The following is a 22,153-nucleotide window of genomic DNA, read 5'->3' on the forward strand; positions in this document are numbered from 1 at the left end:
TACCCGTACCTAACGACAAGAAGGCTTTGCCATGACAGAACAAGCTAGCAACGGCGCCGCTCAGGGCGAACAAAACCCACAGTTCTCCCTGCAGCGTATCTATGTACGTGACCTGTCCTTCGAAGCGCCGAAGAGCCCGGAAATCTTCCGTCAGGAGTGGGCGCCTAGCGTTGCCATGGACCTCAACACCCGTCAGAAGGCGCTGGATGGCGACTTCCATGAAGTGGTGCTGACCCTCTCGGTAACCGTGAAAACTGGCGAAGAAACCGCCTTTATCGCTGAAGTTCAGCAGGCCGGCATCTTCCTGATCAAGGGTCTGGATGCGGCGTCCATGAGCCATACCCTGGGTGCGTTCTGCCCGAACATCCTCTTCCCCTATGCTCGCGAAACTCTGGACAGCCTGGTTGTGCGTGGCTCGTTCCCGGCGTTGATGCTGGCGCCGGTGAATTTCGACGCCCTCTACGCTCAGGAGCTGCAGCGCATGCAGCAAGCCGGCGAAGCGGCCACCGCGCACTAAGGTTTGCGGTTGCAACAAAAAACGCCCTACGGGGCGTTTTTTATGGGCGCTGTACAGCACGATCGGCGCTACTGGGCGTCGGCAAACCCCTGTTGGCGCCAGGCTTCATAGACCGCCACAGCGACGGTATTGGACAGGTTCAGGCTGCGGCAGCCTTCGCGCATCGGCAGGCGCAGACGCTGTTCGGGCGGCAGGCTGTCGCGAATTTCCTGAGGCAGGCCGCGGCTTTCCGGGCCAAACAGGAAGGCATCGCCAGGCTGATAGCTAACGTCGTGGAACGCCTGCGAGCCCTTGGTGGTAAAGGCAAACACGCGCGGTCGGCCGATGCTCGCCAGACAGCTGGCCAGGTCGACGTGGCGCTGCAGGGTGGCGTATTCGTGATAATCCAGCCCGGCGCGGCGCAGGCGTTTGTCATCCAATTCGAAGCCCAGCGGCTCGATCAGGTGCAGGTGGCAGCCGCTGTTAGCGCAGAGCCTGATAATGTTGCCGGTATTGGGCGGTATTTCCGGTTGAAAAAGGATGACGTGAAACATGCGCGGCTCCGAGCTTGAAGACGAGCAGCATTCTACAGACCCGCGCCCCCGTCCGTGGGTGCGGGTGATTGCTTCATTGGGTGTGTTTGGATTTTTGATTGGTTTGATGATTGGCCGGATGTTCCAGCCTGACCCATTGTGGCTTGAACGTGTTGACGTGCTGGAGCAGCGGCTGGAGTTCTGGTTCAACGTCGAGCCGGTGCCGCATGAAGAGCATGTGGGTGGTGTGGTGATCCTGCGCTTGCAGAGTTTTGGGCGCGAGCAGCAAGGCCAGTTAGAAGTACAGGGGCGCTTGGCCAACTGGCGTTTGCAGCGTGAGCGAAGGGATTTGGTCTTGAAGGTGGTGGCGGCCCGTCCTTTGCGCACTGAATGGCGCGCTGAAGAGGTGGACGGGCGCTGGCGGCTGGTGGTCAGCCTGATGGAGCAATAAAAGAGGGGAATCCCCGGCCTGCCTGTACCAAGGTCCCCAAAACTGGGATTGCTTGAGTCTATGCAGGCTGTGTGCCAGTTTTATTACGTTGGCTGCAGGGCTAGTAAATAGGGGCTTAGAGCCTGGCGGCCGTTGTTGCCGATGACAGCTAGGGCTGGTGGGGATGAATCATAGCTGTGCATCGGGGTGGTGGATGTGCATTGCTTTGGCGCATTTCCCGCCTCGTTCATAGCGAAGGCCTTGGCGGTGATGGGCGCAGCACGGGGCCGAGGCCTATGCTTTGTGTTATACAGTCTTCAACCGATGTATGGCCTTTTGATGTCGCGTGGCTGTGCAGTGCTGTCTAGCAACTGGCGTTGCTATATGGCTGGCGAAGGTGTTGAGGTCAGGCGGTTGGGTGAGGGGCAGTCGAGGCACGGTTTCAGGCGTTGCAGCAGGGGCATTGATCAGCATCAGGGGCGCGCCTGAACAGCTATTCTAAACTGTGCGGCCGGCAGGATTGCCTGCGTCGCAATGGGTGGTGGGGTTTACAGTTGGCGTGGTTTGCTAAAAGAAAGATAAAAGTCGCCAATGGTTTGCTGGGCATCGAAACCAGTCCTGAAGGTATTGCGCTGGCACGCGTGCTACGTGAGCCCGGCCAGCCGCCGCGCCTGCTGGAATGCCAATTCCATGAGGCCACAAGTGTTGAACAGCCTGCCTTGCTCAAACGCCTGGTCAATGAGCTGGGCTTTGCCGGCATGCCGGTCAACCTGCTGTTGCACCCTGCGACTTACCAGATGCTGCTGCTCGACAGCCCTGATGTACCGGCCACTGAATTGCGTGATGCGATGCGTTGGCGAGTCAAGGAGCTGATCAGCGAGCCGCTCGAGAACGTCGTCGTCGATGCGTTCAATCTGCCCGAAGATGCCTACCGAGGGCGCTCACGTATGGCTTATTGCGCCGTCCTGAATAAGGCGCGGATGCACGCCTTGGGTGCCATGTGCAACGAGGCAGGTTTGCGCCTGGGCAGCATTGATGTCACCGAAATGGCGTTCCGCAATCTGGGCGTGCTGGCTGGCAGCGAGGGCATGAGCCTGGCGCTGCTGCGTTTACGTTCCAGTGAAGGGCTGATCGCTGTTCAGCATGGCGCCGATTTGTATATGGCGCGGCGAATCGAGCAGGGCCTCGACCAGGCGGACCCGGAGTTCTCGGCGATGACCCTGGAGATTCAGCGTTCGCTCGATTACTACGAAAGTCAGCTCGGTAAGGGGTACATCAACCGGCTGCTGCTGTTGCCCATGAAGCGCAATGGCGCCGCGGCCCTGCAAGCCTTGTCCAACGGCTTGGCGGTTAAGCTGCAGGCACTGGACTTGCGTGAGCTGTTTCCGGGCCAAGCCAGCGCTGAATTATCCGAGCAGGAGCAAGCCTATTGCATGGGCGCCGTAGGTGCGGCGCTGCGGCAGGAGGCTGGCTGATGCAAAACCTCAACCTGTATCAGCTCGAACGTACACAACAGAGTGGACCGCGTCCTGCGCAGATGTTGTTGGGATTAGGCGTCATGTTGTTGCTGTGCCTGGGCCATGCCAGTTGGCAGGCCTGGCAGCTGCATCACGGCGCACAGCGTCTGGCCGAGAAGCAGCTGCAAGCACAGCAGGAAGAGGCCCAATTGGCATCGGCTCTTGGCAGTTTTATCGAGCCCACGCTGGATGAGCGATTACCCGAGGAGCTGGCTGCGCGCGAGCAGGGCAACCGTGAGTTGCAGCGACTGGTCGCTTACTTGCAGCTGCTTGGCAGCCAACGCAGTGCCGGATTTGTTGCACCATTGGCGGCGCTGACTGAGCAACATCCCCCAAGTGGTTTGTGGCTGAACGGCATCAGCCTGCGCGAGGGTGGGCGGCATATTCGTCTGCAGGGGCGCAGCCAGGACCAGGAGTTGCTGCCGGCGTACTTGCAGCGTCTGGGGCAGAGTGCCGTATTCAGCGGGCGTGAGTTCGCGCGTTTCGATGTGCAGCGTGGTGACGATCAACTGCTGCGGTTTGACCTCTCGTCCCAGCTGAAGGATAAGGAGGCCGGCGATGAATAAGTGGCTACAGCGCTGGCAGGGTATGGCCACGCGTGAGCGCTGGCTGACGTATGGCGTGGCGCTGGGTCTGCTCGGGGTGCTCTATGTTCTGCTGGTTGGCGACCCCTTGAGCATGCGCCTGGCCAAGCAGCAGAGTGACTGGCAAGTGGCCGAAGGTCGTCGTGCTGAGGCCGAGAGTGCTCGGTTGGAATTGCAGCGTCGCACAGAGGCTGATCCCAATAAGCAATACCTCAGCGCCCTGAGCGCTGCAGCGGCGAGTCGTGATGGGCTCATCCAGCAGATTGATCAGCACACCGCAGAGCTGATCACCCCGCAGAAAATGCAAACGGTGCTGCAAGAGCTGCTGCGCAAACAACCGCAGCTGCGTGTGCTGGGCATGAGTAGTTTCAGTGAGCCGGTACAGTTGGCTCCTGCCGAGCCGGCTGCGGCGCCGGTAAGCGCTGACAAAGCGCCGCCGACCCCAGCGGTGACACTCTATAAACATGGCTTGGAGCTGCAGCTGGAAGGTGGTTATTTCGACCTGTTGAACTACCTGCAAGCAGTGCACGCCAGCGGTTGGCAACTCAACTGGGACAGCCTGGATTATCAGGTTGGCGAGGCGGGGCCGAGCAAGGCCAGCATCCGTCTGAAACTCTACACATTGAGTCGGTATGCGGGGTGGGTCGGTGTCTAAAGTCCTGTTACTGAGTCTGCTATTGAGCAGTGCGGCACTGGCCGACAATGTGGGTATCGACCCGACCCAGCCACCGCGCGAGCTGTTGCCTGCCGCCGCGGCCAGTGGCGACAGCCCGCTGATATTGCAAGCCATCGTGCGTGGTGCCCAGGGCAGCCGCGCAGTGATTGGTGGACAGAACCTGCGGGTTGGCGAGCGCTATGCCGATGCTCGGGTGCTGGCCATCCATGCGCAGTCCGTATTGATTGAGCGCCAGGGCCAGCAACAGCTGCTGCGCCTGGCTGAACCCGTTATGCAACCGAGCCGATGATGCCCATGATCAGATTTTTGCCCAGTGTCTGTCTATTGAGCCTGAGCTGTCTGCTTGTGGCCTGCCAGACCTTCAAGGATGGTGACGCGCAACTCTATGAGCAGAGCGGCAAGTTGCTGGATGACAGCCTCAAGCAGGCTCAGGCCGCCCCCAAGGTGATGCCGCCGCTGGCCGTGCAGGCCGCGTTGATCCCGCCGCTGGGCAGCGGCTTCAGCAGTGGCCCGCGCTTTGATGTGGCGGCCAAGGATATGCCGGCGCGTGAGTTCTTTCTCAGCCTTATGGAGGGTGCTGGGCAGAACCTGGTGGTGCACCCGGACGTGAGCGGCACCATTACCTTCAGCCTGCGCCGCGTCACCCTCGATGAAGTGCTCGCAGCGGTGCGCGACAGTTACGGTTATGACTTCCGCCGTACCAGCTATGGCTACCAGATCCTGCCCAATCAGGTGATTACCCGCAGTTACGACATCAACTACCTCAACCTGCAGCGTATCGGCCAGACCGATACACGGGTCAGCTCCGGGCAGGTGGAAAGCACCAGTAACAACAACGCGGGAAGCGGCGTCAGCAACAGCACCAACACCAGCGGCAACAGCAATACTGTGACTACCCTCAACGCCAGCCAGGTCAGCACTTCCAGCAATGTCGACTTCTGGAATGAAGTGCGCCAGGTGGTGGAAATGATCGTGGCGGGTGACAGCAACAGCAGCGTGATGGTCAATCCGCAGGCCAGTCTGCTGGTGGTGCGGGCACACAGTGCTGCTCAGGAAAACGTCGCGCGCTTTCTTGAGCAGGCGCAGATCAACCTGCAGCGTCAGGTGATTCTGGAGACCAAAATCCTTGAGGTGCAGCTCTCCGACGGCTTCCAGGCAGGCATCAGCTGGGACCAGATCGGTGGCGATGTCAGCAGTAACCTGGGGGCTGCGGCGCTGAGTGGCCCAACCGGGGTCAATGGCGTATTTGGCATTGCCCTGACCCTGGGGGATTTCACCGGGCTGATCGAGTTGCTGGAGACGCAAGGTGAGGTACGTGTGCTCTCTAGCCCGCGTATCTCCACGTTGAATAACCAGAAAGCGGTGATCAAGGTGGGGACTGACGAATTCTTTGTCACCAATGTCTCCTCCACCGGTTCCACGGCCACGGTGGGCGGCGTTACTGAGCCGACCCAGGACATCACTCTGACGCCATTCTTCTCCGGCATCTCCCTCGACGTCACGCCGCAGATCGATCAGAACGACACCGTGACCCTGCATGTGCGGCCGACCGTCAGCCGTGTGCGTGATCAGAACAAGACCATCACCCTGGGCGAAGACAATGTATTCAACCTGCCGCTGGCGTTGTCCACCACGCGCCAGTCGGACTCCATTGTGCGTGCCCGCAGTGGCCAGGTGGTGGTGATTGGCGGCCTGCTGCAGAACAACAACGAAAACACCGATGCCAGCATTCCCTGGGCCAGCACCCTGCCGATCGTCGGCAACCTGTTCAAGCAGCAGCGCAAAGCACTGCAGCAGAGCGAGCTGGTGATTCTCATGCGGCCGCAGGTGGTCAGTGATGAGGTCTGGCTGAATGAGCTGCGCAAGAGTGCGCAAACCTTCAAAGAGCTGAGATAGGCCGATGTATGAAGCCTTCTTTGGTCTGCACGAAAAGCCTTTCGCGCTGACCCCGAACACCGGTTTTCTGGTGCAGCTGGCGCCCTATCAGGCGTGCCTCAACTTGCTGCGCGTGGCTCTCGGTGAAGGTGAAGGGTTTATCAAAGTCACAGGGGAAGTGGGCACCGGCAAGACGTTACTCTGCCGCACGTTGCTCAATGAGCTCGACGCTGAGCGCTTTCAGCTGGCCTATTTGCCCAATCCGGGCATGAGCCCGACGGGCTTGCGCCAGGCCTTGGCGCGTGAGCTGGGCATTGAAGATATTGAAGAGCTGGATACCCAGGCGGTGCTGGAGGCCTTGCACCGACGGCTGATTGAGCTGGCTGCCGCAGGCAAAAGCACGGTGCTACTGATTGACGAGGCCCAGGCACTGCCTACCGCGACTCTGGAAGCACTGCGTCTGCTGACCAACCTGGAAACCGAGCGGGCCAAACTGCTGCAGGTGGTGCTGTTCGGCCAGCCCGAGCTGGATGCGACCCTCGCGCGTCCGGAGTTTCGTCAGCTGCGCCAGCGCATTACCTTTTCCTATCAACTGCGTGCGTTGGATGTCAAAGACACCAGCCGTTACTTGAACGAACGTCTGGCGGTGGCCGGCTATCGTGGCGAGTCGCTGTTTGAAATGCCCGCGGTACGGTGCTTGGTACAGGGCAGCGGCGGTATTCCACGATTGCTCAATATCCTGGCGCACAAAGCCTTGATGGTGGCCTTCGGTGAGGGGGTGCGGCAGGTGCGTGTCAGCCATGTCAAACGCGCCCAGCGCGATACTGAAGGTGCGCAACCTTTCCTGCATCGGCGCTCCCCCTGGTTGGGGTGGGGCATGTTGGCCGGTGTGTTGTCGATTATGTTGGTTGTGGGCGCGTGGCCCTGGCTGGCGCATTGGCGGGAGTGGCTGCCATGAGCCTGGTGAACGACATGCTGCGTGACCTGGAAACCCGGCGCGCCGCACCCAGTGAACGGCTGCAGTTGGATGGGCTGTACGCGGTGGATGAAACCGCTGTGACCCGCCGCGACCGATATGAGCGTCTGCGCCGCAGCGTTGTCGTGCTGGCGGTGGTGGCCGTGCTCGCTGTGCTACTTGGCCTGTTGGTTGATCGGCTGCTCAGCGCAGCGCCTGAGGTGGCCACCGATACGCTGCCCGTGGCGCCCGCTTCGGCGGTACCGTCGCCGGTGCAGATACTCGACGTGCTGCCGCAACATGATGGCCGTGGCTTGGTGCTGCAGCTGCTGCTGGATCGCAGCGTGGCCTATCGGCGTAACGAAGAAAGTGGCGCTGTCAGCCTGCGCCTGAAAGATACCCAGCTGGCCGGTGAACTGCAGCAGGGGCGGTTGCAGCGCGATGGCCGGAGCATTTCCTGGCGAGTGGAGAACTCGGGTACGGATGTGCAAGTCCTGCTGGTCGGCCTGGGCAATAGCTTGGCAGTGTCTGACCGCCTTGAAGCGGCAGGTGACCGCTGGATGCTCTGGATAGACGTGCCGCTGAATACGCCTGCTGAGGCGATTGATGCCCCTTTGGCACTGGATAACCTGCCCCCGGCCGAAGCCGAAACCGCGCACAGTGAAGCGCCACTGCCGGGGTGGGTCAGTGCGCCATTACCGACGCCTGTTGCCGCCTCGCCACCGCCGGCCGCAGTACAACCCATCGCACCCGTTGCTGCGCCGCAGGTGAAGATTGCCGCGTACCAGCCCGACACCCTGACCTTGGCACGTCAGGCCTTGCAGGCAGGCGACCACCCTCGCGCGATTAGCCTGCTGGAAACCCTGCAAAACACCCGTGGCCATGACCCACAAGTGCTGCGCTGGTTGGCCCGCGCCTATCTGGCGGCCGACGATCAGCAGCGTCTCCTCGACTGGCTGCCCGCGCAACTGGCGCAACTGCCCGATGACAGTGAGCTACGCCTGATACTGGCACGCGCGCAATTGCAGGCCGGTGATACCCGTCGCGCCGTGGCGACGCTGGAGCAGAACCCGCCGCGCCTCGAACAGGAACCGACTTACTTTGCGTTGCTGGCCGCGAGCTATCAACAGACCGACCAATGGCAAAACAGTGCCGACTTGTACCAGCGTCTGCTCGCCCTGCGGCCCAGCCAGTCAACCTGGCAACTCGGGCTGGCGATTGCCCTTGAGCAGCTCGATCAACCGGCCGAAGCTGGCCGCCATTACCGTCTGGCCCTCCTGGGCACAGACCTGGACGACAGCACTCGACGCTTCGTCAGTGAACGCGCCAAGGCGCTTGGAGGCCTTTGATGAGTCAGGATGATGTTCGCCAGCGCAAGGTGCGCCTCGGTGACCTGCTGATCCAGGCCGGTTTGCTCAGCGATGCGCAGCTGCAACTGGCCCTGCAGGACCAGAAACGCACGGGCTCCAAACTGGGCCGCACAGTAGTGGATATGGGCTTTGTCGATGAGGTGCGCCTGCTCACCGCCTTGTCCGAGCAGATGAAGATCCCGTTTATCGATCTCAAACACTTCAAGTTCGACCAGGAGTTGGTGCAAAAACTACCGGAGGCCATGGCCCGGCGGTTCCGCGCGCTGGTGCTGTCACGCGAAGGTGATGGCCTGCTGGTGGGCATGTCCGACCCGCTCGACCTGTTTGCCCTGGATGAAATGGACCGCATCCTCAAGGTTCGCGTGCGCCCTGCAGTGGTGCGCGAGGCCGAGCTGCTGGCGACGCTGGATACGGTGTACCGGCGCACCAGTGAAATTGCCTCGATTGCCGGTGAGCTGGAAGGTGAACTCAAGGACAGCGACTTCGACCTGTCCAAACTCGGCGCTGACAGTAACACCGAAGCGCCTGTAGTGCGCCTGCTGCAAACCCTGTTTGAAGACGCCGTGCAGATGAAGGCGTCGGACATCCATATCGAGCCCGACGAAGGCGTGGTACGCATTCGTCAGCGCATCGACGGCGTGCTCAATGAGCAGGTGATGAAGGAGGCGCGGGTCGCTTCGGCCCTGGTGATGCGCCTGAAGATCATGTCCGGGCTGGATATTTCCGAAAAGCGCCTGCCCCAAGACGGCCGTTTCAATATCCGCGTTAAAGGCCACAACATCGATGTGCGGGTCTCGACCATGCCCGTGCAGTACGGCGAGTCAGTGGTCATGCGTCTGCTCGATCAAACCGGCGGGGTGTCCACCCTGGAAGCCAGCGGCATGCCGCCCGACATGCTGGTGCGCTTCCGTCGCCTGCTGCAACGCCCGTTTGGCCTGGTGCTGGTGACCGGGCCGACGGGTTCGGGTAAGACCACCACGCTGTATGCCGGGCTGTCGGAGCTGAACAGTCCGGAGAAAAAGATCATCACCGTGGAAGACCCGGTGGAATACCGCCTGCCACGCATCAACCAGGTGCAGGTCAACGCCAAGATCGACCTGAGCTTTGCCCGCGTGCTGCGCGCCGCGCTGCGTCAGGACCCGGACATCGTGCTGATCGGTGAGATGCGTGACCAGGAAACTGCCGAAATCGGCCTGCGAGCGGCACTCACCGGTCACTTGGTGCTCTCGACCCTGCACACCAACGATGCCCTGACCTCGGCCATGCGCCTGATCGATATGGGTGCTGAACCCTTTCTCGTCGCCACCTCGCTAAATGCCGTATTGGCCCAGCGCCTGGTACGCCGGGTGTGCGAGAACTGCATGCAGGATCACACCCCGGATGCCCGTCAGCTGGTCTGGCTGGAAAACCTCTACAAAGCGCCGCTGCTCGGGCGCAGCTTCAAGCGTGGCGCAGGCTGTCACCAGTGCCACAACACCGGTTATGCCGGTCGTGTGGGGGTGTATGAACTGTTGGAAATGGATGACGGCATGATCGCCGCCCTGCGCCGCAATGACCCGCAAGGCTTTGCCGAAGCGGCCCAGACCAGTGCCCACTACCGGCCGCTCGCCGCCTGTGCGCTGGACTACGCCCTGGCCGGGGTCACCAGCGTGGACGAAGTGCTGAAAGTCTGTGCCACCTTGACCGATGAAGGGGTGGCCTGATGGCGAGCGCATGGCGCCAGGAGGCCGGGCGGTGAGTCTCTATCGCTTTACCGGCCGTGATGCCCAAGGCGGCAAGATCATCGGCAGCCGTGAGTCCGGTTCGGCGGACAGCCTGGCCAGCGAGCTGCTGGCCGAACGCATTACCCCGCTGACCATCGAGGAGCAGGCCCAGGCGAGTGACAGCGACGTGTTCGCCCAGCTCAAGGAAAGCCTGCGGCGCAAACATGTCGACCTGGAAGAGCTGATTATCTTCTGCCGGCAGATGTACAGCCTGAGCAAGGCTGGCGTGCCGATCATCCGTGCGATTGGTGGTCTGGCCGAATCCAGCCGCAACCTTTACCTGCGCGAAGTGCTGCAGGCGGTGCGCAGCGATCTGGAAGGCGGGCAGGGCATGGCCGTGGCGCTCAACGCTCATCCCAAGGTGTTTAACACCCTGTTTGTCAGCATGATCAGTGTCGGGGAAAACACCGGCCAGCTTGATCAGGCCTTCCGCCAGTTGTCGGTTTATCTGGAGCTGGAGCGCGAAACCCGCAAGCGCATCAAGCAGGCCACGCGTTACCCGCTGTTCGTGCTGTCCGCCATGGCGGTGGCCTTGGTGGTGATCAACCTGTTCGTGATTCCGGCCTTCTCCAAGGTGTTTGCCCAGTTCAAGGCGGACCTGCCCTGGGCTACGCAGATACTGATCGGCACCTCGCAGTTCTTTCAGGATTTCTGGTGGCTGCTGGCGCTGCTGTTCGGTGGCAGCCTGTTTGGCTTTTTCAAATGGATCGAGACCGATGCCGGTGCCCTGAAGTGGGACCAGATCAAACTGCGTCTGCCGATTGTCGGTGGGATTTTCGAGCGGATCGCCCTGGCGCGCTTCACCCGCACCTTCGCGATGATGTACCGCGCTGGCGTGCCCTTGCTGCAAACCCTGTCGATCAACAGCGCCAGCGTTGGCAATCGCTATATCGGTCAGGCGATTCTGGCCATGCGTGAAGGTATTGAACGCGGCGAAGCATTGACCCGCACCGCGTCTGCCAGCGGCCTGTTCACCCCCCTGGTGCTGCAGATGATGGCCGTTGGCGAAGAAACCGGCGCGCTGGACGACTTGTTTGTTGAGGTGGCGGATTTCTACGAGCAGGAAGTGGACTACGACCTTAAACAACTGGCCGATGCCATCGAGCCTATTCTGATTGTGGCCATGGGCATTATGGTGCTGGTGTTGGCGTTGGGCGTGTTTTTGCCGATGTGGGAACTGGCTTCGGCGGCCAAGGGTGGCCGTTGAAGGGCGAGTACCAATTGGAAGAGCAGGTGCGCCTGGCGCGGCGGCTCGTTTGGACCATTGGCGGTGTACTGCTGGTGGCCGTGCTGCTGGCGCTGGCCTGGCAGATCGCCCAGGTCAGCGAGCGGCGTGCGCAGCAGGCCACCCGTGAGTACCTGGCCAGCAGTTTGATCAGCCTCACGGCTGAGCAGCTGGCACAGGATCGACTGCTGTCACGCGGCATGCTGACGGCTAATCCGTTCCAGTTGCTGCGCTGGCAACAGGACAACTACTGCGGCGAGCTGGCGCGTGGTGACACGCCCGCCAGCGGCTGTTGGTACTGGTTGGCTGAGCCTGGCTGGGTGCTGTACCGCTGGCGCTTCAGTGACGGATGGGCAGAAGACTCGACTGAGTTGCAGGCCTACCGGGTCCAGGCGGTTCCTCAAGCAACCGCGGCAGGTGCACACTGGCAGGGCAGCGGTCTGGCCCTTGAACTTCAGGCAGTACCCCAGGCGCAATTGGCTGCGCAGGGTTTGATTGAGTAGGAGAGCGGCATGAAGCACAACCGGGGGTTCACCCTGATCGAACTGGTGGTGGTTATCGTCATTCTTGGCGTTCTTGCCGCCGTGGCGTTGCCACGTTTTATCAACGTCACCAAGGATGCCCACGAAGCCGCCGTGCGCGGTGCCGGCGGAGCGTTGGCCTCGGCCGTGCTGCTGGTGCGCGCGCAGTGGGAAGTCAACCGCGGCAATGGCAATGACACCACGCCCAATACCGATGTGGTCGGCTTTGGCGATGGCACGGTGGATGTGAATGCCCAGGGCTGGCCCGTCGGCACCGCCGACGTCCTCAACTGCGTGCAGGTGTGGAATGCCATCCTGCAGGGCTCGGCACCGCGCGTCGGCACCGCCTCGACCCCAGCCAACCCGGTGGACTACATCGCCTCAGCCGCCGGCGCCGTTTGCACCTACACCTACCAGCTGGATGACCTTAACGACAGCATCGTCTATGACTCCAGCAACGGCACCGTGACCACCAACTTTGATCGCACCACCCCTTAATTCCCCTTTACTGCAATGAGGAAGTACCGATGAAGAAGCAACAAAGCGGTTTTACCCTGATCGAGCTGATTATGGTGATTGTGATTCTGGGCATTCTGGCGGCGTTTGCGTTGCCGCGGTTTGCGGATTTCGGTGCCGATGCTCGCCGCGCAACCATTCAGGGTGTTGAGGGCGCGATGAAGTCGGCCAGCGCGATCACGCGTTCGGCATTTCTGGCGGCTGGTACGAATCCGGGGACTGTCAATCTGGAAGGGGCCGCTGTTGCAATTACCAACGGCTATGCCAGCCCTGCTGGCATCATAGTGGCGGCGAATATTACTGGGGGAGCTCTTGACAACGCTGCCAATACGGGCGATTTCGTCGTTACTACCACGACCACCACAGCAACTGTGCAGGCTAAAGGTGCAGCTACGCCAGCTAACTGTCAGGTGGTTTATACAGCAGCCACATCATCGGGTACGCCGGCAGTGATTACGGCTCCGACTATCGTCCGTACTACCACGACCACAGGCTGTTAAACCCTGTGCGTGGCTTTACCCTGGTCGAGTTGCTGATGGTCATGGTGATCATCGGTATTCTCGCCGCAGTGGTAGGGCCGCGTTTCTTTGACCGGAAGGTGTTCGATGAGCGCCTGTTTTTTGAAGAAAGCCTGGCGGCAGTGCGATACGGGCAGAAGCTGGCGGTGGCCAGTGGTTGCCCGATCAAGGCGCAGATCAGCAATGCCGGCTACGCACTGACCTACGCGACGGCCTGTGGTGCACAGGCAGAGGGCAGTGCGGTGGCCAACCCGGCTGGCGGTAGCTATGCCGCCAGCAAGCCTGACAACGTTGACGTGAGCGCCGCGTTGGACGTTACATTCAATTCTCTGGGTGGCGCTGCGGGTCCGGATAACACCGCCAAGATGGCCAATGGCGCCTTTGTGCTGAGCGTCCATCCCGTCACCGGTTTTATTGAGACCACGCCGTGAGCATGCCGCGGTTTGCCCGTCTTGAGTACAAGCCTGCGCAGCGCGGGATGACCCTGGTGGAGCTGGTTATCACCATTTTGGTGTTGGGCATCGCGTCGGCGGCCATGTTTTCAGCCATGGCGGCGATTACCGGGCGTTCGGCGGACCCCATGCTGCGGCAACAGAGCTTGGCGATTGCTGAAGCCTACATGGAAGAAATCACCTTGCAGGCATTCCCAGCCACCACGCCCTGTGCAGCGAGCCATGACGGCGCCGGGCGCAGCAGCTTTGATGACCTATGCGATTACAACGGTTTGTTCTACGTCAATCAGCCGTTTGCACCGCGCAGCGCGGGATCGGTTACGCCGTTGACTGGACTTGAGGGCTACCAGGTGACCGTTGCGGTAGTACCCGCACAACTGAACGATTCTGATGCCTTGCGAATCACCGTAACGGTGCGTGACCCCGCCGGCCAGCTGCTGTCGCTCGATGGCTACAGGGCGGCCTACTGATGTGCAACCAGGCATTTGCTATCCCGCCCTCAGGTGCGCATGCATCTAGAGGGTTTGATGAGCGTGGCTTCACTCTGGTGGAGCTGATCATGGTGATCGCCCTGTCGGCGCTGGTGGCGGTGCTGATCAGCAGTGTGCTGTCCAACCCATTGCAAGGGTTTGTCGACCAAAGCCGGCGGGCCGCACTGGTGGACCTGGCGTCTGGTGCGCTCAACCGCATGGCTCGCGACGTTCGCCTGGCCGTACCGAATACCTTGCGCACGCCGAATGGGCAGACGGTTGAACTGCTGGCCATTCATGAAGCCGGGCGTTACCGCGCCAATTTGGCCGGCAGTACGGTGCGCCATGATCCGCCGCGTTGCCCACCATCGCCGCAGACCTGTGAAATCGACGTGCTGAGCCCCGGCATGACAGCCGCGCGTGTCGCCGATGCGCGTTGGATGGTGCTGTACAACATCGGCATGAACACTGCGGGTGATTCCGTCTGGCCCCCGTTCAACAGCAGTAATGCTGCCACCCCAGCCGTAGTAACACCCAATGGTGTTGGGTTTGCCTTCAATGCAGGGGCGATGACCCTCAGTGGCGCTGCGGCCTCAGGTTTTCGCTTTAAATTCGCCTCGCCGCAGCGGCGCTTTTACCTGGCCCGAGAAGTGGTGGGCTACCACTGTGAGAGTCCGGGTACAGATGCGAGTACAGGAAATGGAACCGGGGTTATCCGGCGTGCCAGCTTTACCAGTCTGGCTAGCAGTTATACGTATGCAGTGGGCAACAGTTCGCTACTGGTGGACAACGTGTCGCGTTGCACGTTTACCTACGAGCCAGGCACCAATACCCGTGGTGCGTTGCTGACCCTGCGGTTGGGGGTAAAACTGCAAGGTGAGGAAATCACGCTGATGCAACAGGTGCACGTCGACAATGCGCCCTGACTCGCGGCAAAACGGCTTTGGCCTGGTGGCGGCGATGTTCGTGATCATCATCATGGCCGCCGTAATCGCCGTCATGGCACGGCTGGCTGTAAGCCAAAATGCCACCAATAATCTGGCCATTCAGCAAGCGCGCGCATATCAGGCGGCGCAGGCAGGGCTTGAGTGGGGCATTAAGCAGGCCCTGAACGGGGAGGCGTGCATTGACAGTTTCAGCGTGTCTGGGTTTGCCGTCAGTGTCAGCTGTGTGGCGACCACGCCGTTGAGCGTGAGTGAGGAAGGCCGAATGGTGCAGTTTTATCAGCTGACCGCTACGGCTGAGTACGGTGTTACGGGTAGCGCTGATTATGCGTATCGTCAGTTAGCCGCCGTCGTGGAACGTTGAGCCGTGCGGGGGCTGGATGCCCTGTGTCGGTTGTTGGTGAGTCGTGCGCCAACAAGGTGAGCATACTATTTGGGTTGGAGAATGGGGTATGAAGATGGGCCTTGAGGACGGGCTTCGCGGCTTTAGACGGATGGCGTATGCGCTGTCTCACGTTGGACTGCTGCTCGTACTTTTTGCTCTTCTTCCTTTTCAGGCAATGGCCGCGACTTATGCATTTCAGTCCACGAACTATGCGTGGGAGTCTGCTAATACCAATATTGTCTGGGACCAAACGCAGACTGGTTTTCCTCGTGATGATGACAAACAAGTTATCAATATTGGTTTTACCTTCCGCTTTGCTGGCGTTAATTACACTCAGGTTCGTGTACATGCCAATGGGGCTTTGCAGTTTGGTGCCGATACTCAGTTTCATCGGCAATTTAATAATACAGATCTGCCAGTAACTACTACGCCCCCCGCCTGCTCAGGCTGTTCAGCAGGTTCGCAGGCCGATCGCCTTATGTTGTTGTATTGGGATGATATCAACCCGCGGTTGGGTGGCACCGTGCGATATCAGACAAAAGGCACTGCACCTAATCGCAGGTTGGTGGTGTCTTGGGAAAGCGTTCCACACTTCAACTTTGGTGGGGCCTATAGCTTTCAAGCCATTCTTTATGAATCAGGTGAGTTTGTTTTTCAATACGGTACAGGTAATGCCAGTGGTGTGAGTGCCACTATTGGTGTTGAAGTCGATAACTCCGACTTCACGCTTTACTCCCTTAATAGTGAATATAGCTATTCCGGCACAGCTATTCGCTGGTTTATCCCTTCGGGGGAACCCGCTCGTTTGGCTGAATACCGTTTTGAGGAAGGTGTGCTCAATGGCACAGTCAACGAAGTTATTGATTGGTCCGGTAATGCGTTCCATGGGCAGGCCGTTGGAAGTGCTTCTTCTGAGGCCGATGGCTACATATGCCGGGGGGTTCGCATTGCGGCAAATACCAATGGCACCAGCAATGCGGTAAATACCAATCTTGATATCGATGCAGCCATTGGTAACAGCGGTTCAATTACCTTCTGGTATCGGGGGAATAATGCTTGGAGTGTTCGTGATCATCAGCTGTTGGATGCAACTACTCAAAACAATCGTTGGTTTTTTCTGACTAAGCGCGCTAATCGCACGTTGCGTTTTGTGATGAGTGATAGTGCGGGAGGTCTTGCAACTGTAGACACACTCCCCCAAACGGTGAATGCCAATGCTTGGAAACATATTGCTGTTACTTGGCGATTTGCACCAGGTACAAACCAGACCGTTCTTCGGATTTACGTGGATGGCGTGCTCGCGAGGGTCGCGCAGACAACTACTAATGGCATTCTGCCCAGTAATTTAGGTACGTTATTTGTTGGTGATAATCGCAGTTCCGTGATCGGTCAAAATGGAACGCTAAACTCGGCCGATGGTACTTTCGATAGTGTGCGGGTTTACAATTTTGAAATTAGTAATGCTGCTGTTTTGGCTGACGTGGTTGCGACACATCCCTGTGTGGTGATTGATCATATTCGAATTAACCATGATGGCGCAGGGTTAACCTGTAACCCAGAGACCCTAACGCTGCAGGCGTGCGTCGACAGTCTTTGCACTTCGTTATATACCGGAGGCGTTAGTGCGACCCTCCGTTTAGACGAACAGGCTGTTGGATTCGCCAGTTTCTCAGGTGGTACAGGTACTGTGCAGTTCAATAAGAGAACTGCAGGCACGTTTTTGCTGGATGTTGTAGAAGTAAAGCCGGTTGCTAGCAACATTTCCCGATGCCAGTTGGGGGGGGCTTCGAACAGTTGTTCAATTACCTTTGCAGACAGCGGTTTTTTGTTGGATGTCCCCAATTTGCTGGCAGCGCGGCAAGCTGACGCAACCATTCGAGCTGTGCGCAAAGATAATGCCAGTCAGGCCTGTGTTCCAGGCTTTGCAAGTGGTAAGCGCAATGTCCAATTTAGCTCTACGTACACCGACCCTGACAGTGGAACCGAGCCTGTTGTCGTCAATGGCGTGGGCTTGGTGGGAGGTACCGCTGCGCTCGACTTGAATTTTGATGCGAACGCCAGCGCACCACTTACTGTGCGTTACGACGATGCTGGGCTGGTGACGCTCAGTGCTCGCTACATTGGCAATGACGACTCTGACGATGACGGATTGCTGATGACGGGTGTTGATCAGTTTGTAAGCAAGCCCTATGGATTGTTGCTGGAGACTGATGCTGCGGGCAGTTGTGCTGCAAACATATCGTGTCCTGTGTTCCCGGGTGGTGTACGTGCTGGCGATCCGTTCAGCATGCGCATCAAGGCAGTAGCCTGGCAAAGTGATACTGAGCCACTTACGGCAGCAGACCTGAGTAACAATCTCGTTACACCTAACTATCGTCAGAACAACATTGCCTTGAATAGCCAAGTTCAAGCGCCTGCTGGTGGTAGCAACGGTGTGCTTGGGATCAGCAGTTATGCCCATCTCGTGGGCAATGAAACTACCGTGGAAAACCAATCTATTTCTGAAGTTGGTGTGTTTAGGTTGACGGCCACGCCACCGGCTAACGGTTATTTTGGTGAGACGGTCAGTGGCGGCAGCAGTGGTCTGGTTGGGCGTTTTATTCCGGCGTATCTTGGCGCGGCCGGCAGCGCCAGCCTGACGCCGAGTTGTGGCAGTACCTTCAGTTATCAAGGGCAGCCCATGGGTTTTACTTCAGGCAATGAGCCGACCTTGATGGTTACTGGTTACAACAGAAGCGGCAACGTCACGAGTAACTATGATCGTGGTGACTTTTGGCGTCTGGCAGTACCGAATGCCGGTGCGTTTATTTCGACTACCGGGGTAGTTGGACTTGATGCGCGCCTTGCCAGCCAAGGGACGGCCAACCTCACACAAGAGGGTGCGGGGGATGGGGATGGTAAACAGAGTTTTCGCTGGAGCAATCAACAGCTGCTCTATAAACCGGCGGAGCTGCCGAGCAGCGATGACTATCCGTTTACGGCCAGTGTGCAGCAGCGTTTTGTTGCGGCAGCCTTAACTGACAGTGATGGGGTTTGTATCGGTGCTGGGGGCGGCTGCCAAGACTTTAGCTATGACTTTATCAATAGCCCCGGCAGCGAAGTGCGTCTGGGCCGCTTGCGCCTGGGCAACGCGCATGGCTCGGAACTGCAGGGGCTGAGTCTGCCGGTGGTGCTGGAGAGTTGGCAGGCTAACGCAAACGGCAGCTTTCAGCCTGAAGGGTTGGACACCTGCACCACGGCTGTCAGCCTAGGGGCGGCGCAGCTGGATCAATTCAGTGGCAATCTGGCCGCGGTGGAAACCACAGCCAGCCTGGCTTGGGCGCTGAATCCAACTCAACGTCAGGTGCTAATGAGTGCGCCAGGTAGCGGCAACGATGGTTCGGTGCAGGTCAGTTATCCGTCCGCGCCCAGCTGGTTGCAGTACCCCTGGGACGGGACAACCCGTTCGGCAGCACGAGGCCTGGCCAGTTTTGGGATATACAAGGGCTCAGCCCCGGTGATCTACCGCCGCGAGCTGTATCGCTGAAATAACAAGGCCGCCTGTGCGGCGGCCTTGCTTGGATCGAGTTAGCCGCGAGGCCTCAGTCGTCGCTGTCTTCGTCATCCGCGCTTTCGACGTTCATGCCCAGTTCCTTGATCTTGCGCGTCAGGGTATTGCGGCCCCAGCCCAGCAGCACGGCGGCGTCGCGGCGGCGGCCGGCGGTGTGCTTGAGCGCGGTCTCGATCATGATCCGCTCGAACGCTGGTACGGCGGTATCCAGCAGGCTGGACTGACCACGGCCCAGGGCCTGATCGGCCCACTGGCGCAGCGCCTGTTCCCAGTTGCTGACCGGCGCGCTTTCCTGCGGCTGGCTAAGCAATTCGGGCGGCAGGTCGTCGACATGCACCTCACGGCCCGAGGCCATGACGGTGATCCAGCGGCAGGTGTTCTCCAGCTGGCGCACGTTGCCCGGCCACGGCAGCTGCTGCAGGTAGTCTTCGGTTTCGCTTTTCAGCAGCTTGGGTTCGACTGCCAGCTCCAGCGCTGCGCGGCTCAGGAAGTGCCGGGCCAACGTCGGGATGTCTTCGCGGCGATCCGACAGCCGTGGAATATGGATGCGGATAACGTTGAGGCGGTGGAACAGGTCTTCGCGGAACTTGCCGGCCTGCACCAGGCTTTCCAGATTCTGGTGGGTGGCGGCGATGATGCGCACGTCCACTTTTACCGGGGTGTGGCCACCAACTCGGTAAAACTCACCGTCGGCCAGCACGCGCAGCAGACGGGTCTGGGTGTCGGCTGGCATATCGCCAATTTCATCGAGAAACAGTGTGCCACCGTCAGCCTGCTCGAAACGCCCACGGCGCTGGTTGGCCGCGCCGGTAAAGGCGCCTTTTTCATGGCCGAACAGCTCGGACTCCATCAGGTCTTTCGGAATCGCGGCCATGTTCAACGCGATAAACGGCGAGGCAGCCCTTGGGCTGTGGCGATGCAGGGCGTGGGCGACCAGCTCCTTGCCGGTGCCGGACTCACCGTTGATCAGTACGGTGATATTCGAGTGCGAAAGACGGCCGATGGCGCGGAACACCTCCTGCATGGCCGGTGCTTCGCCAATGATCTCCGGCGTACGTGGCTGCTCGACCGGCACAGCCAGGCTCTGCTGCTCCTGCGCATGCATATTGGCGCGCTTGACCAGCGACACGGCCTCATCGACGTCAAACGGCTTGGGCAGGTATTCGAACGCGCCGCCCTGGTAGGACGCCACCGCACTGTCCAGGTCGGAATGGGCGGTCATGATGATCACCGGCAGGCGCGGGTAAAGCTCGCGGATGCGCGCCAGCAGATCAAGGCCGCTGGCCCCCGGCATGCGGATATCGGAAATGATCACATCGGGTTGCTGACGGCTCAGGCGGCTGAGCACGCCATCGGCGCTGTCGAAGCTCTGGGTGGTCATGCCTTCCTGTTGCAGGGCCTTTTCCAGGACCCAGCGGATGGAGCGGTCGTCATCGACAATCCAGACGGTTTCACTGCGACTCATGACGGTGATACTCCTTGTTCCAGCGGCAGGAAGATCGAGAACACGGTATGACCCGGATGGCTCTCGCACTCGATCAGGCCTTGGTGCTGACTGATTATGTTCTGGGTAATGGCCAGGCCCAGGCCGGTGCCGTCGGCCCGGCCACTGACCATGGGGTAGAAGATGGTTTCTTGCAGCTCTGGCGGGATGCCGGGGCCGTTGTCGATGATTTCGATCTTGGTCACCAGGCGGTGGCGACAATGACCGATGGTGAACTGGCGCAGCGCGCGGGTGCGCAGGGTGATGCGGCCCAGACGCAGATCGCTCTGCCCGGACAGCGCCTGCATGGCGTTGCGCACGATATTCAGCACCGCTTGGATCATCTGTTCGCGGTCGATCAGCACATCAGGAATGCTCGGGTCGTAATCGCGCACCAAAATGATGCTGCCCTGGCTTTCCGCTTCCACCAAGCTGCCGACGCGCTCTAGCACTTCGTGCACGTTGGTCATCGCCAAGGACGGCAGCTTGTTCGAACCGAGCATGCGGTCGACCAGGTTACGCAGGCGGTCGGCCTCCTCGATGATCACATTGGTGTAATCCTTGAGGCTTTCTTCGGGCAGTTCGCGCGCCAGTAATTGCGCCGCGCCGCGAATGCCACCCAACGGGTTTTTGATCTCATGGGCCAGGCCGCGCACCAGCAATTTGGTGGTTTCCTGCTTGGACAGCTGCGCTTCTTCTTTGGTGATGCGCAGCAGGCGGTCGCGTGGGTGCACTTCCAGCAGCAGCAGGGTTTCGCCTTTGCTGAGCACCGGTGTCACGGCGTAGTCGACGGTCAGGGTTTGGCCGCTGACCGAAGTCACCACCGCTTCACGCTTGTTGAAGGGGTGTGCGTGCTGAACGGCCTGGCGCAGGGCGCTCAGCGCTTCGCTGGATTCGGTAAACAGCTCGCTGATGAATTGTCCGTGACTGCGCTGACCACTGACGGCCAGGAGCATCTCCGCCGCCGGATTCATGTACTCAAGGCGTAGGTCGTCGTTGAGCAACAGCGTGGCAGTGGTCAGGTTGTCCAGCAGCAGGCGGTGCAGTGCGTCGTTGATGATCATATGGGATGTCAGCAGACCCTTGGGTTCCAGCAATGCAGCTGGAAAATGCAAGAAGCAAACCAAAGCCCCGAAAAGAAGCGTGTTTGGCCGTGGGATGCCGGGAATTAGCTGCTTTTCAGCGCAGCCGGGTCGCGCGCGGCGACCCAAAACAGGGAGAGTATAGAAACGATAGGTAATATGCGCACTGATTTGGTGCGTATCGCAAGATTAGATAAACGGGACGAGGGGAATGTCTTTCTTTTCCGGCGGTTTGTCCTTGAGCGGGCACTCCGGGCGCACTCCGTAATCGGCCTTCTTGCAGGGTGTCACCATGCGCTTCTGCGCCAGGGAGATGCGCAGCATGTGGAACGGCTGAGTGGGGGTGCGTTCGATGATGCGACCCTGCGGGTCGATGATTTCCACCGCCAACTGGTGCGTGCCGCGGTCGATGTTCTCGAGCGGGAAGACCGGGCTGCTGCCTGCTTCGCCGACCTGAGTGCCATTCAGCAGCAGTCGATAGCTATGCTGCGGGAAGAGTTTCGGTTCGCTGTTGACGCTGACAATCAGGTTGCCGGCGCTGTCGCGGATGGTCGCGTCAGGCTGCGGCACCAGAATACGCAGCAGGCTGTAGCGCTGGCTGGGTTCTGGTGGTGCTTCAATAACTGGCGCGGTTTGCGTCTGGGTGGTCGGCATCGAGTTGCTGGGCGCCAGTTCGACACGCTCGGCATCGCCGGACCGCGGTTTGTCGGTGAAGACGCGATTACCTTCGGCATCTATATAGGTGTACACCTGCGCGAAGGCAGGTAGAGCGAGCAGCATCAGGCTGCAAAACAGCAGATTGCGCATG

The 22,153-nt window shown here is 59.8% G+C and carries 23 protein-coding genes; 19 read left to right on the forward strand and 4 right to left on the reverse strand.

What is annotated here, in order from left to right:
• Positions 1-31: 31 nt before the first annotated feature.
• A complete protein-coding gene (gene secB / locus CUR33_RS01575; RefSeq protein ID WP_090254767.1) occupies positions 32-517 on the forward strand; it encodes a protein-export chaperone SecB in 486 nt (161 codons plus the stop codon).
• A gap of 68 nt (positions 518-585) precedes the next feature.
• Here the strand turns inward: secB and trmL are convergent, their stop codons facing one another.
• Positions 586-1,050, reverse strand: a complete 465-nt coding sequence (trmL, locus tag CUR33_RS01580; RefSeq protein ID WP_160089758.1) for a tRNA (uridine(34)/cytosine(34)/5-carboxymethylaminomethyluridine(34)-2'-O)-methyltransferase TrmL — start codon at positions 1,048-1,050, stop codon at positions 586-588.
• On the opposite strand from trmL, the gene CUR33_RS01585 reads away from it, so the two are divergent.
• The 18 genes from CUR33_RS01585 (at position 1,049) to CUR33_RS01670 (ending at position 18,756) form a co-directional block, all read left to right on the forward strand.
• Positions 1,049-1,480 (forward strand): hypothetical protein, encoded by a 432-nt coding sequence (locus CUR33_RS01585; protein ID WP_289238479.1) that lies wholly within the window; start codon positions 1,049-1,051, stop codon positions 1,478-1,480. The genes trmL and CUR33_RS01585 overlap by 2 nt on opposite strands.
• 575 nt (positions 1,481-2,055) lie before the next feature.
• Positions 2,056-2,934 carry an MSHA biogenesis protein MshI gene (locus CUR33_RS01590; RefSeq protein ID WP_289238480.1) on the forward strand — a complete coding sequence of 293 codons (879 nt, stop codon included), beginning with the start codon at positions 2,056-2,058 and terminating at the stop codon, positions 2,932-2,934.
• On the forward strand, positions 2,934-3,542 hold the full coding sequence (locus CUR33_RS01595) for a PilN domain-containing protein (protein ID WP_289238481.1): 609 nt from the start codon (positions 2,934-2,936) through the stop codon (positions 3,540-3,542). Before CUR33_RS01590 ends, CUR33_RS01595 begins: the two co-directional genes overlap by 1 nt.
• Positions 3,535-4,215 carry a type II secretion system protein GspM gene (gene gspM, locus CUR33_RS01600; protein WP_289238482.1) on the forward strand — a complete coding sequence of 227 codons (681 nt, stop codon included), beginning with the start codon at positions 3,535-3,537 and terminating at the stop codon, positions 4,213-4,215. Before CUR33_RS01595 ends, gspM begins: the two co-directional genes overlap by 8 nt.
• Complete coding sequence (locus CUR33_RS01605) at positions 4,208-4,525, forward strand: Type II secretory pathway component (RefSeq protein WP_244152899.1); 318 nt, start codon at positions 4,208-4,210, stop codon at positions 4,523-4,525. The genes gspM and CUR33_RS01605 overlap by 8 nt, the downstream gene beginning before the upstream one ends.
• 5 nt (positions 4,526-4,530) lie before the next feature.
• Complete coding sequence (locus tag CUR33_RS01610; protein WP_241693803.1) at positions 4,531-6,132, forward strand: pilus (MSHA type) biogenesis protein MshL; 1,602 nt, start codon at positions 4,531-4,533, stop codon at positions 6,130-6,132.
• A gap of 4 nt (positions 6,133-6,136) precedes the next feature.
• The gene (locus CUR33_RS01615; protein WP_289238483.1) at positions 6,137-7,069 is read left to right on the forward strand and encodes an ExeA family protein; all 933 of its coding nucleotides are present in this window, start codon (positions 6,137-6,139) and stop codon (positions 7,067-7,069) included.
• Positions 7,066-8,415 carry a tetratricopeptide repeat protein gene (locus CUR33_RS01620; RefSeq protein WP_289238484.1) on the forward strand — a complete coding sequence of 450 codons (1,350 nt, stop codon included), beginning with the start codon at positions 7,066-7,068 and terminating at the stop codon, positions 8,413-8,415. The genes CUR33_RS01615 and CUR33_RS01620 overlap by 4 nt, the downstream gene beginning before the upstream one ends.
• Positions 8,415-10,139 carry a GspE/PulE family protein gene (locus tag CUR33_RS01625; RefSeq protein WP_090254789.1) on the forward strand — a complete coding sequence of 575 codons (1,725 nt, stop codon included), beginning with the start codon at positions 8,415-8,417 and terminating at the stop codon, positions 10,137-10,139. Before CUR33_RS01620 ends, CUR33_RS01625 begins: the two co-directional genes overlap by 1 nt.
• A 10-nt stretch (positions 10,140-10,149) precedes the next feature.
• Positions 10,150-11,406 carry a type II secretion system F family protein gene (locus CUR33_RS01630; protein WP_448703062.1) on the forward strand — a complete coding sequence of 419 codons (1,257 nt, stop codon included), beginning with the start codon at positions 10,150-10,152 and terminating at the stop codon, positions 11,404-11,406.
• A complete protein-coding gene (locus CUR33_RS01635; protein WP_289238486.1) occupies positions 11,403-11,927 on the forward strand; it encodes a hypothetical protein in 525 nt (174 codons plus the stop codon). The genes CUR33_RS01630 and CUR33_RS01635 overlap by 4 nt, the downstream gene beginning before the upstream one ends.
• 9 nt (positions 11,928-11,936) lie before the next feature.
• Positions 11,937-12,443: a type II secretion system protein gene (locus CUR33_RS01640; RefSeq protein ID WP_289238487.1), complete on the forward strand. Its 507-nt coding sequence runs from the start codon at positions 11,937-11,939 to the stop codon at positions 12,441-12,443.
• Positions 12,444-12,472: 29 nt separating this feature from the next.
• The gene (locus tag CUR33_RS01645) at positions 12,473-12,961 is read left to right on the forward strand and encodes a type IV pilin protein (RefSeq protein ID WP_289238488.1); all 489 of its coding nucleotides are present in this window, start codon (positions 12,473-12,475) and stop codon (positions 12,959-12,961) included.
• Between the two features lie 5 nt (positions 12,962-12,966).
• Positions 12,967-13,410 carry a type II secretion system protein gene (locus CUR33_RS01650; protein ID WP_289238489.1) on the forward strand — a complete coding sequence of 148 codons (444 nt, stop codon included), beginning with the start codon at positions 12,967-12,969 and terminating at the stop codon, positions 13,408-13,410.
• Between the two features lie 2 nt (positions 13,411-13,412).
• Positions 13,413-13,901 (forward strand): type IV pilus modification PilV family protein, encoded by a 489-nt coding sequence (locus CUR33_RS01655; protein ID WP_289238631.1) that lies wholly within the window; start codon positions 13,413-13,415, stop codon positions 13,899-13,901.
• Positions 13,901-14,827: a PulJ/GspJ family protein gene (locus CUR33_RS01660; protein ID WP_289238490.1), complete on the forward strand. Its 927-nt coding sequence runs from the start codon at positions 13,901-13,903 to the stop codon at positions 14,825-14,827. Before CUR33_RS01655 ends, CUR33_RS01660 begins: the two co-directional genes overlap by 1 nt.
• Positions 14,828-14,861: 34 nt before the next feature.
• Positions 14,862-15,209: a pilus assembly protein MshP gene (locus CUR33_RS01665; RefSeq protein WP_241693806.1), complete on the forward strand. Its 348-nt coding sequence runs from the start codon at positions 14,862-14,864 to the stop codon at positions 15,207-15,209.
• Positions 15,210-15,339: 130 nt separating this feature from the next.
• A complete protein-coding gene (locus CUR33_RS01670; RefSeq protein WP_289238491.1) occupies positions 15,340-18,756 on the forward strand; it encodes a LamG domain-containing protein in 3,417 nt (1,138 codons plus the stop codon).
• Positions 18,757-18,811: 55 nt separating this feature from the next.
• Here the strand turns inward: CUR33_RS01670 and ntrC are convergent, their stop codons facing one another.
• The 3 genes from ntrC to CUR33_RS01685 all read right to left on the reverse strand — a co-directional run bounded on the left by ntrC (position 18,812) and on the right by CUR33_RS01685 (position 22,152).
• Positions 18,812-20,245 carry a nitrogen regulation protein NR(I) gene (ntrC, locus tag CUR33_RS01675; protein WP_090254813.1) on the reverse strand — a complete coding sequence of 478 codons (1,434 nt, stop codon included), beginning with the start codon at positions 20,243-20,245 and terminating at the stop codon, positions 18,812-18,814.
• Entirely contained in the window at positions 20,242-21,324 is a 1,083-nt protein-coding gene (glnL, locus tag CUR33_RS01680; protein WP_169852826.1) for a nitrogen regulation protein NR(II), read from the reverse strand. Before glnL ends, ntrC begins: the two co-directional genes overlap by 4 nt.
• Before the next feature lie 210 nt (positions 21,325-21,534).
• A complete protein-coding gene (locus tag CUR33_RS01685) occupies positions 21,535-22,152 on the reverse strand; it encodes a DUF4124 domain-containing protein (protein WP_289238492.1) in 618 nt (205 codons plus the stop codon).
• Between the last annotated feature and the right edge of the window lies 1 nt (position 22,153).

Origin of the sequence: Pseudomonas sp. FEMGT703P, from assembly GCF_002786345.1 — a bacterium.
In the GTDB taxonomy this organism is placed as follows: Bacteria; Pseudomonadota; Gammaproteobacteria; order Pseudomonadales; family Pseudomonadaceae; genus Aquipseudomonas; species Aquipseudomonas peli.

Bases quoted from the DNA above. Each gene is read 5' to 3' on its own strand.
- secB (WP_090254767.1), top strand. From the start codon at position 32: ATGACAGAACAAGCTAGCAACGGCGCCGCTCAGGGCGAACAAAACCCA.
- CUR33_RS01585 (WP_289238479.1), top strand. From the start codon at position 1,049: ATGCGCGGCTCCGAGCTTGAAGACGAGCAGCATTCTACAGACCCGCGC.
- trmL (WP_160089758.1), bottom strand. From the start codon at position 1,050: ATGTTTCACGTCATCCTTTTTCAACCGGAAATACCGCCCAATACCGGC.
- CUR33_RS01595 (WP_289238481.1), top strand. From the start codon at position 2,934: ATGCAAAACCTCAACCTGTATCAGCTCGAACGTACACAACAGAGTGGA.
- gspM (WP_289238482.1), top strand. From the start codon at position 3,535: ATGAATAAGTGGCTACAGCGCTGGCAGGGTATGGCCACGCGTGAGCGC.
- CUR33_RS01610 (WP_241693803.1), top strand. From the start codon at position 4,531: ATGATCAGATTTTTGCCCAGTGTCTGTCTATTGAGCCTGAGCTGTCTG.
- CUR33_RS01615 (WP_289238483.1), top strand. From the start codon at position 6,137: ATGTATGAAGCCTTCTTTGGTCTGCACGAAAAGCCTTTCGCGCTGACC.
- CUR33_RS01620 (WP_289238484.1), top strand. From the start codon at position 7,066: ATGAGCCTGGTGAACGACATGCTGCGTGACCTGGAAACCCGGCGCGCC.
- CUR33_RS01625 (WP_090254789.1), top strand. From the start codon at position 8,415: ATGAGTCAGGATGATGTTCGCCAGCGCAAGGTGCGCCTCGGTGACCTG.
- CUR33_RS01630 (WP_448703062.1), top strand. From the start codon at position 10,150: ATGGCGCCAGGAGGCCGGGCGGTGAGTCTCTATCGCTTTACCGGCCGT.
- CUR33_RS01640 (WP_289238487.1), top strand. From the start codon at position 11,937: ATGAAGCACAACCGGGGGTTCACCCTGATCGAACTGGTGGTGGTTATC.
- CUR33_RS01645 (WP_289238488.1), top strand. From the start codon at position 12,473: ATGAAGAAGCAACAAAGCGGTTTTACCCTGATCGAGCTGATTATGGTG.
- CUR33_RS01655 (WP_289238631.1), top strand. From the start codon at position 13,413: ATGCCGCGGTTTGCCCGTCTTGAGTACAAGCCTGCGCAGCGCGGGATG.
- CUR33_RS01660 (WP_289238490.1), top strand. From the start codon at position 13,901: ATGTGCAACCAGGCATTTGCTATCCCGCCCTCAGGTGCGCATGCATCT.
- CUR33_RS01665 (WP_241693806.1), top strand. From the start codon at position 14,862: ATGTTCGTGATCATCATCATGGCCGCCGTAATCGCCGTCATGGCACGG.
- CUR33_RS01670 (WP_289238491.1), top strand. From the start codon at position 15,340: ATGGCGTATGCGCTGTCTCACGTTGGACTGCTGCTCGTACTTTTTGCT.
- ntrC (WP_090254813.1), bottom strand. From the start codon at position 20,245: ATGAGTCGCAGTGAAACCGTCTGGATTGTCGATGACGACCGCTCCATC.
- CUR33_RS01685 (WP_289238492.1), bottom strand. From the start codon at position 22,152: ATGCGCAATCTGCTGTTTTGCAGCCTGATGCTGCTCGCTCTACCTGCC.